Raw genomic sequence first — 9,188 nt, forward strand, 5'->3', positions numbered from 1 at the left:
TGGCTCAGAACGACTCGACCGGACGCGGCTTGGCGCCATCCGGACGAGGCGTGTCGGGGGTCTCGCCTTGCGCGGCGCGCAGGTGCTCCAACGGCTTGGCGCCGTATCGAAGGAACAGGACGGGGGTCAGGAACGTGTCGAGCAGCGTGGCGCTGATCAGCCCACCGAAGATCGTCACCGCGACCGGGTGCAGGATCTCCTTGCCGGGGGTGTCGGCATCGATCAGCAGCGGCACCAGCGCGACGCCCGCCGAGAGCGCCGTCGTCAGCACCGGCGTCAGACGCTCCAGGCTGCCGCGCACGACAAGCTCGCGCCCGAAGGGTACGCCCTCGTGAAGCGACAGGTTGAGGTAGTGGCTGATCTTGAGGATGCCGTTGCGCGCGGCGATGCCGGTCAGCGTGATGAAGCCGATCATGGAGGCGACCGACAGCGGTTGCCCCACCAACCAGAGCGCGGCGACGCTGCCGATGAGGGCGAGCGGCACGTTGCCCATGATGATGAGCGCCAGCACGCCCGAGCGGTAGCGGCTGTAGAGGATGGCGAAGACCATCGCGAGGGACAGCAGCGACAGCGCGCCGATGGTGCGGCTTGCCTCCTCCTGGGCCTGGAATGTGCCCTCCAGGCTCGTGAAGAAGCCCGGCGGCAGCTTTGCCTCCGCCACGACCCCGCGGATGGCGTCCACGATGGACGCCATGTCGCTCTCGCCGTTGGTGTTGGCCTGGACCACCAGGCGCCGGCGGGCGTTCTCTCGCAGAATCTGGTTCGGGCCGTCCGTCTCGCGGATGTCGGCGATCTGGCGGGCCGGCACCCAGCCCGAGGGGGTCTCTACCAGGAGGTCGCCCAAGCCCTGCGTGGTGCGCTGCCTCTCGGACAGGCGCACGACCACGTCGAACCGGCGGTAGCCGTCGACGACCGTCGAGACGACGCGCCCGTTCGACAGGCGGCTCAGCTGCTCGACGACCGCCGCCGGCTGGACGCCGTAGAGGGCGGCGCGGGTGTAATCGACGCGGATCTCGAGGTGGGGGATGCGAACCTGCTTCTCGACCTGCAGGTCGGCCAGCCCTGGGATCTTGGCCATCCGGTCCCGAAGATCGTTGGCGATGCGGCGCAGGGCGTCGAGGTTCTCGCCGAAGATCTTGAGGGCGATCTCGGCGCGGACGCCCGAGAGCATGTGGTCGAGGCGGTGCGAGATCGGCTGACCGACGTTGGTGGTAACGGGCAGGACGGCGAGGCGAGCCCGGATGTCGGCGACCAGCGCCTCCTTGGGACGTCCCCCATCCTTCAGGTTGATCTCAAGGTCGGAGGAGTGGACGCCCTCGGCATGCTCGTCGAGCTCGGCCCGGCCGGTACGTCGACCGACGGCCGAGACCTCGGAGATCTGCAGGAGCAGGCGTTCCGCGATCAGGCCGACCCGGTTGCTCTCGGAAAGCGAGATTCCCGGGTTGAAGGTCATGTTGACCGTGAAGGAGCCCTCATTGAACGGGGGCAGGAAGGCTCGCGGAAGCTGCCAGACGGTGACACCGGCGGCGATGACCGCCACGGCGACACTGCCCATCAACAGGCGCTGATGGCGGAAGGCGACGGCGAGCAGGGCCGCGTTGCCGCGCTTGAGCCCCCGGATGAACCAGCTTTCGCGATGGTCGAGGCTCTTCAGGCCCGGCAGCAGGTAGTAGGCCATCACCGGCGTCAGGGTGACCGAGACCAGGAGGCTCGCCAGAATCGAGATGATGTAGGCTTGCCCGAGCGGCGCGAAGAGCCTCCCCTCGATGCCGGACAGCGCGAACAGCGGCACGAACACCAGCACGATGATCAGCGTCGCGTAGACGATGCCGGAGCGGACCTCGTTCGACGCGGCGACGACCACATCGAAGACCGAGTGCGGGGACCCGGCCGCCCGGTTCTCCCGAAGGCGACGGAAGATGTTCTCGACGTCGACCACGGCGTCGTCGACGAGCTCGCCGATGGCGATGGCCAGCCCGCCCAGCGTCATCGTGTTGATGGATAGGCCGAGGAAGTGGAAGACCACGGCCGTGGTCAGGATCGAGACCGGGATCGCGGTCAGCGAGATCGCCGTCGTGCGGACGTTCAGCAGGAACGCGAACAGCACGATGGCCACGACGACGATGGCTTCCACCAAGACCGTCTGGACGTTCCGGATCGACGATTCGATGAAGTTCGCCTGGCGGAACAGGATCTGGTCGGCCTTGATGCCGCCGGGCAGGGTGACGGTGACCTCCTTCAGCGCCCGCTCGATCTCCCGGGTGAGTTTGACCGTGTCGACGTCGGGCTGCTTCTCGACCGAGACGATGACCGCCGGCTTGCCCATGTAGCCGCTGTCGCCTCGCTTCACCTTTGCGGCGAACGACACCTCCGCGACCTGGCGCAGATGGACCGGCGCCGCGCCCGCGGTGGCGACGACGACGCTGCGCAGGTCGTCGAGGCTCATGGTCCGGCCGATGTTCCGGATCAGGTACTCGCGGGAATACTGGTCGGTGAAGCCGCCGCCGGCGTTGGTGCCGAACTGCGCGAGTGCCCCTTCCAACTGGGCGTTCGTGACCCCGAGCGCCCGCATCGCGGCCGGGTTCGGGCTGACCCGGAACTGGCGGACCTCGCCGCCCATCGGGATGACCTGCGCGACGCCCGGGATGGTGAGCAACCGGGGTCGCAGTATGAAGTCCGCCGCCTCGCGCACCTCCATCGGCGAGGCCTTGTCGCTGGTCATCGCCACCAGCAGGATCTGCCCCATGATCGAGGAGACCGGCCCCATCTGCGGGGTCGTGTTGGGCGGGAGCTGCTCCCGGACCAGGGACAGGCGTTCGCCGACCTGCTGCCGGTTGCGGTAGATGTCCGTGCCCCAGTCGAACTCGACGTAGACGATGGACAGGCCGACACCCGAGACCGAGCGCACGCGCGAGACGCCCGGCAGGCCGTTCATGCGGGTCTCGATGGGATAGGTGACGAGCTGCTCCACCTCGGGCGGGGCCAGCCCCTCGGCCTCGGTCATGATGGTGACCGTCGGCTTGTTCAGGTCCGGGAAGACGTCGACCGGCAGCTTCGTGACCGTGAAGGCGCCGTAGAGGATCAGCACGGCCGCGATGGCGAGCACAAGCAGGCGATTGCGCAGGGACTGCGTGACGAGGAAGGTGAACATGGCTCAGCGCACCTGATCGAGGAGTTCGGCGCCGAGCGTGACGATGCGCTTACCCGGCCCGACGCCCTCGGCGACCAGCACCCGGGTCCCGTCGAGCGGCTCGATGCGGACGGGCCGGGCCTCGAAGCGCTCCGCCGTCGTGTGCTCGTAGACGATGTCCTGCCCGTTGCCGGAGCGCACGACGCTGGCGCGCGGCAGGGCCAGTCCCGTCAGCTCGCTGTCGGTGGCCGCAAGCACGGTCACGAACTGCCCGACCCGCAGGCCGGACGTATCGCCCTGGACCGCGAACTGGACGGGGATGGCCTGATTGCGGTCGGCGAAGCCCGAGCCCTGATAGGTGAGGTTGAGGCTGCGGCCGTCCGCGAGGCTGGCGGTGGCGTCCTGGGCGGCCGTGAGGGCGTCGAAGCTCAGCGCCTCGACCCACAGGCGGGCCGGATCGATGATCTGAAAGATCATGGCGCCGGGGCTCGCCATCTGCCCCGATACCGCGGAGGCCTGAGCCACGATGCCGTCGACCGGCGCGATCAGGGCTTCCGGTTGGAGTCGAACCTTGTCCAGGGCCGCCCTGCGGTCGCGCAGGCCGGTCAGCTCCGACTGCGCGTCGTCAAGTTGGGTCTGGGCCACCGCCCCCGTGACCGAGAGCTTCCTGAAGCGGTCGACCCGACGCTCGACGATGCCGATCTGCTGGTCGAGTTCACCCTGGCGCTGGCGCATGTCGGAGACGTCGACGGCCTGCACCGGCTGGGTGACGTACGCGAGCACGTCTCCCTTCTTCACCGTCGTGCCGAGCCGTGGGAATAGGCCCGAGGGGGGCGGCGAGACGCGGCCGCCGACCGACGACTGCACGACGCCGCTGGCGTTCGGATCGGGAATGACGCGACCCGGCAGCTCGACCGTGCGCCGGAAGGTGGCCGCTTCCGTCATGGTGGTGCGCAAGACGAGCAGGCGCTGGGTCGGCTTCGGGACGAAGACCGAACCATCGGGAAGCCGCTGCGCGAGATCGGTCGCGGCCTGGGAGGGTGCGATCAGGGCGGAGCCCTGGACGGGCGCGCCATGGTCCTCGTCGCCATGGGCGAAGGCTGCCGTGCCCAGGGTCAGGGCGATGGCGATGGCGGTGAGGGCGACGGCCGGCACGGTGCGTCGGCCGCGCGCCGCCACGGAGACGAGGATCCCCAACAGGAAGGCCCCGGCCGCCGTCGCCACCAGGATGGGATCCTTCGCAACGAGGCGGTCCTTGAGGCCGGTGACGGCAGCGGAGGCGGTGGTCAGCGCAGTCTGGGTCGACGTTGCTTGTGACGGAGCGGCGCCTGGCGTGGGACCCTTCGCATCGGGCACGTTCACCGGGACGGTGAGAACGTCCACCACGTCCGCTGCCGTCACCGTCACGAGCAGATCGTAGGTCCCGGCCTTCGCCATCCAGGGCGCGGGCAGCACGTAGGCGTCCTCCGCCGTCACGGAGGCGGTGCGTGCACCCTCCGGCGTCTCGACCTCGATGACCGCGCCGCGCACCGGCTCGTTCGTCCGAAAACGGTCGAGATGGAACGTCAGCCTCCCGTCGCGCGGGACCGCGGTCAGTTCGAAGGCGTCGGAGAGCGCCTCGCCGCGTGGGGCGATGGACTTCGACACAGGCGGGGGCGGCGCACCGTGGTCGTGACCCTCATGGGCGCGAGCGGGACCTGCCAGAGAGACGGCAGCCAGCAGCATCGCCACGAGGGCGGCCGCAAATCGGGTTGACATGGAAGGGGCATCCTCACGTTCGAACACCGGACGCACATCCGCGGTTAGCGGACGGAATCCGACCGTTGCGCGCCTAGGGCGCGCCGTTCGTTACGCGAGGGTTCGAGGGGGCTCGGGCAGGGCTCCGGGACCCGCGCCGAGGCGACCGTTCATGTCGCCAGGGCTGACCGAGGACTGCCGGAAAGGGATGATTGGCAGCTCGGCTGGCCCGGACAAGATCCCCGGTGAGCAGCAGGCCTTCTTCCCGCAACACGGAACGCCGGCGTCGCCCGGGCAGCTTCCCATGCCGTCTTGTGCCGTTCGCAGCGAGGCAACCCGCTCGGTCGTCAAACCCTGGAGATCGGCGACCCACTGCGTCGGTTCATGAAGGGTGGATGGCATGGACGCGAACGTCTTGCCGTCCGCTGCCTTTACGACGGCCGGCGGAGCGACCTGCTTTTGTTCCACCACGGCATGGTGAGGACCGTGATGGGCATGGCCCTCATGGGCCTGAACGGCAGTCGGCGCGGCGTAGACGACGATCATCACGATCATCGCCGCCATCAGGCGCCAGAGTTGCCGGTCGGGTCTCATGAGGTTCGCTTACACCGGATCAGGGATGAGAGAAACGGCCGTTCCGTCATCGTGAATGATCGAGCGACAATATGGTTTCCCCTTCGGAACCGATCAGACCGCACGGGATACGGTTTCCGCACCGAAGCCGGCAGCGCGGATGGCATCCGCGAAGCGTTCAGCCGCGATGGCCACGCCCGGCGTGACCGACACCGAACCGGACTTCAAGTCGAACTCCACGCGAGCCGCTGGATCAATCCCCTGGACGGCGCGCGTGACCGCGTTGGCGCAGCCTCCACAATGCATCTTGGTGACGTTGATCGGGATCATGACGGCTCTCCGTTTCGAGTGGCGTCACAGGCATGTGGGGCTTCCCACCGTGGGAAGGTCAAGGGACGCCGTAGGAAACGTTTGAGCTTCGCTCCGAGCCGGTTCCTGCGAGCCCAAGCCCTTGGCGCTACGCGGCCCGCAGGACCGAGCCCGATGAAGTCGGGCTATGGCGCACGATGTGGAAGGTGCGAGGACGCCTGAACAGGAAAGCGAAAGGTGTGGGGCGGATCAGGCGTTCCAGGACAAGGGGCGTTGTCGCCGCCACGACCGTCACCATGAGGCTGACCCAGCCGACATCCGGGAGGATGCCGGTCTTCACCAGAACCGCGCGGGTGGCAGCCATCGGCAAGAAGAAGGCCAGGTAGATCACCATCGAACGCTCGCCGAATAGCCGCAGCGCATCGGTGAGAGGACCGCCGATACGCGTGAGCAGGCTGGCCGTCGCGACGACCGCAAGGGCACCCGCTCCGCCCAGCGCCAGCCTCAGGACAGGCAATGCCGCGAGCGTCGGGAATGAAGCGGAACCTGATGGCATCAAGGCAAGGGCGCCGTCGATGGCAGCCCAAAGCGCCAGGCCGGCGAGCGCAGGGACGGGATGACGCTGGGCGATATGGGCGAATGCGAGGATCTGGCCCGCGAAGAGGAAGCCGATCACGAACCAGACATAGCGGTCGCAGAACTCCTCAACGAGGAGGGACGAGGTCGCCACCGGCACGATCTGGATGAGGGCGGCCACCAGAAGAAGGAGAGCCCTCGGCACTTCACGCAGCAGCTTCGTGACCACCGAGAACACCGCCAGCAGGTAGATGAACCAGAGCGTCGAATAGGGCTCGACCAACGCCGAGGCGAGGTGGGTAAGGAACGCCCCGGGTCCTGAGCCGTCGACAACCTAGCCGTATTTCGCGGCCGATTGGATGACGACCCAAAGCGAATAGAAGTACGCGAAGTGCACGACGCGGAGGTCGGCGTAGCGTCGCCAGTCCCGGTCGATCACCCGACCGAGGAAAAGCCCGGAAAGAAGGAAGAAAGCCGGGATGCGGAAGGGCGTGGCGAAGGCCACGACCGCATGCAGGAAGCCCTCTCCCCCCATGGCCGCGCCGGTGCCGAGCGTCGAGTGCATCATGACGACGAGCAGGATGCAGATGCCCTTGGCGACGTCGACCCAGGCGAGGTGCGCCGAGGCCTCGGCATCGAGGAGCCGTGTCGTGACGGTCGCCGCCATGATCCCCCTTTCACATTGACGTGGGGCGAAACTGTAGCTGGTCGTCCTTAATGCCGCCCTGGCCCCTGCTGCGCCATTCCGAACATGCCGAACGACCGGTAAAGGCGATGCACGAAGCCTGAACCGGAACGGCTTTCGCCGAACCCGTCGGCTTCGCGAATACCCTCCATCGCGCGGGGAATGGGCCATCAGCTAGGAGGCCTGCGCCGAGGCGCGCCCGGATTTCATGGTAGGTCAGTTTCCCTGGGGGAGCAGCTGTTTTGGGGCCGTTTCACGTGGCCTGATTCGGTCTTTTCAGGCCTCATTGCGGGATTTTCGCGTCCCATTTTCACGCCACCTTGGAAGCCTTTAGTGTCCGAACTCATCAACTTGGGAAGTTCGTACGACAGCTTTCAACCCCTGTCGGACCTTCAGAGCGTCCGCTTCTAGGCAGCCTGATAGAACAGACGCGGATGAGCGTGTTGCAGGGAAAGCAGATGCTACTCAGCTTTTGCAAGCTACGGCCGTTCCAATGAATTCTGAGACGTTCAGCATACCTTTCTTATGCTCCGATGGCGCCCGCGTCGAAGTAGTCTATCGGCGAGGCGTGGGTAATTACCCACCCCCTTGCGCAGGTTGGATTTCGCTGATTTCTTCGTGGGATGGGCCGAAGCGATCTTGAACGGCTGAGCCGTGAGGAGCTGATCGAGNGTAATTACCCACCCCCTTGCGCAGGTTGGATTTCGCTGATTTCTTCGTGGGATGGGCCGAAGCGATCTTGAACGGCTGAGCCGTGAGGAGCTGATCGAGCTGGTGCTGCGGATGCAGCGCCCGGAGAAGACCTCACGCACGTCTTCGAAGCCGCCCGCGACGGATCGCAAGGAGCGGCGCGAGCAGGCCAAACCCGGCGGGGCGAAGCCTGGCCACGAGGGCCACAGCCGCGTGATGAGCGAGGATCCCGATGGCGTCGTCGCGCATCGCCCTGATCGCTGCGCGTGCTGCGGCGGCGGACTGCACGGGGACCTTCCCGCCGAGGTCGTCAGCGTGTCCGAGCGGATCGAGCTGCCGGAAGTCGCACCGGTCGTCACCCAGCATCAACGGCTGGCGGTGCAGTGCCCGACCTGCGGGGCGCGCGTGATCGCACCGGTTCCGGCGGCGGCGCGCGGCACGCCCTTCGGCCCGCGACTGCATGCGGTGGCGACGTATCTCAAGACCTTCCAGGCGCTTTCCTACGAGCGGTTGCAGGCGGCGCTCTCCGACCTGTTCGGGCTCACGCTCAGCCAGGGTGGGCTGATGAACCTGCTCCAGCGCGCGCAGAAGTGCTTCCGCTCCGGTCGCGACGAGGCCGTCTCGACCCTGCGCCAAGCCACGGTGGTCGCCTCGGACGAGACCGGCGTGCGCATCGAGGGCAGCAACGCCTTTCACTGGGTGTTCCATTCGACCCAAGCCGTGGTGCACACGACCTCGCCAACGCGGGGGGGCGTCGTGGTGCGGGAGATGATGGACGGGCATCGGCCGGCGGTGTGGATCTCGGACCGCTACACGGCTCAGCAGGGCCATGCCGCCGCGCACCAGACCTGCCTTGCCCATCTCGCCCGCGACGTCGCCTACGCCGTCGAGACCAGCGATGATCCCGTACCCTGGCGACTGCAGCTCTGGTTGCGATCCGTATTCACCCTGGCCGAGCACGTCACCGACTTCGCGATCTCGACCCTGACGGCCAAGCGTCGGACCTTGGATGGCAACTCGGCGCCATCCTGGNGAGACCAGCGATGATCCCGTACCCTGGCGACTGCAGCTCTGGTTGCGATCCGTATTCACCCTGGCCGAGCACGTCACCGACTTCGCGATCTCGACCCTGACGGCCAAGCGTCGGACCTTGGATCGGCAACTCGGCGCCATCCTGGGCACACGAAGTAGCTGCGACCTGACCCGCGACCTGCAAGCCAAGATCGGCCGGGCTCGCCATCAGCTGCTCGTCTTCCTCGCCCATCCCGGCGCGGTCGAGCCGACAAACAATGGCAGCGAGCGGCTGCTGCGCCCGTCCGTGATCCAGCGGAAGATGACCAACGGCTACCGCGCGATGTGGGCGGCCGAGGGTGAGGCCGATATCCGCACCGTCGTCGATACCGCGCGCCTCACCGGCGCCAGCCCGTTCGGCACCATCCTCAAGACCGTCGGCGCCTGAACCCTATCATCGCGGGGGTGGGTAATTAC

5 protein-coding genes and 2 pseudogenes are annotated in these 9,188 nt (G+C 67.2%); 2 read left to right on the forward strand and 5 right to left on the reverse strand.

The window, feature by feature from the left end; genetic code table 11:
* Positions 1-4: 4 nt before the first annotated feature.
* The 5 genes and pseudogenes from ASG59_RS05885 to ASG59_RS05905 form a co-directional block, all read right to left on the reverse strand.
* Complete coding sequence (locus ASG59_RS05885; protein ID WP_055882945.1) at positions 5-3,151, reverse strand: efflux RND transporter permease subunit; 3,147 nt, start codon at positions 3,149-3,151, stop codon at positions 5-7.
* Positions 3,152-3,154: 3 nt separating this feature from the next.
* Entirely contained in the window at positions 3,155-4,888 is a 1,734-nt protein-coding gene (locus ASG59_RS05890) for an HlyD family efflux transporter periplasmic adaptor subunit (RefSeq protein ID WP_055882947.1), read from the reverse strand.
* Positions 4,889-4,978: 90 nt separating this feature from the next.
* A complete protein-coding gene (locus ASG59_RS05895; RefSeq protein ID WP_156387612.1) occupies positions 4,979-5,422 on the reverse strand; it encodes a hypothetical protein in 444 nt (147 codons plus the stop codon).
* Positions 5,423-5,554: 132 nt separating this feature from the next.
* Positions 5,555-5,770, reverse strand: a complete 216-nt coding sequence (locus ASG59_RS05900) for a heavy-metal-associated domain-containing protein (protein ID WP_055882951.1) — start codon at positions 5,768-5,770, stop codon at positions 5,555-5,557.
* 127 nt (positions 5,771-5,897) lie between these two features.
* Positions 5,898-6,992, reverse strand: a pseudogene (locus ASG59_RS05905) (acyltransferase family protein).
* Between the two features lie 741 nt (positions 6,993-7,733).
* Here ASG59_RS05905 and ASG59_RS05910 point away from each other — a divergent pair.
* Positions 7,734-8,732: IS66 family transposase (locus ASG59_RS05910; protein ID WP_156399124.1), on the forward strand; the 999-nt coding region annotated here is incomplete at its 3' end.
* A gap of 1 nt (position 8,733) precedes the next feature.
* Positions 8,734-9,159 (forward strand): annotated as a pseudogene (locus ASG59_RS05915) (transposase); the annotation flags it as partial.
* Positions 9,160-9,188: the final 29 nt, after the last annotated feature.

It is taken from the genome of Methylobacterium sp. Leaf466 (assembly GCF_001425565.1).
Classification (GTDB): Bacteria; Pseudomonadota; Alphaproteobacteria; order Rhizobiales; family Beijerinckiaceae; genus Methylobacterium.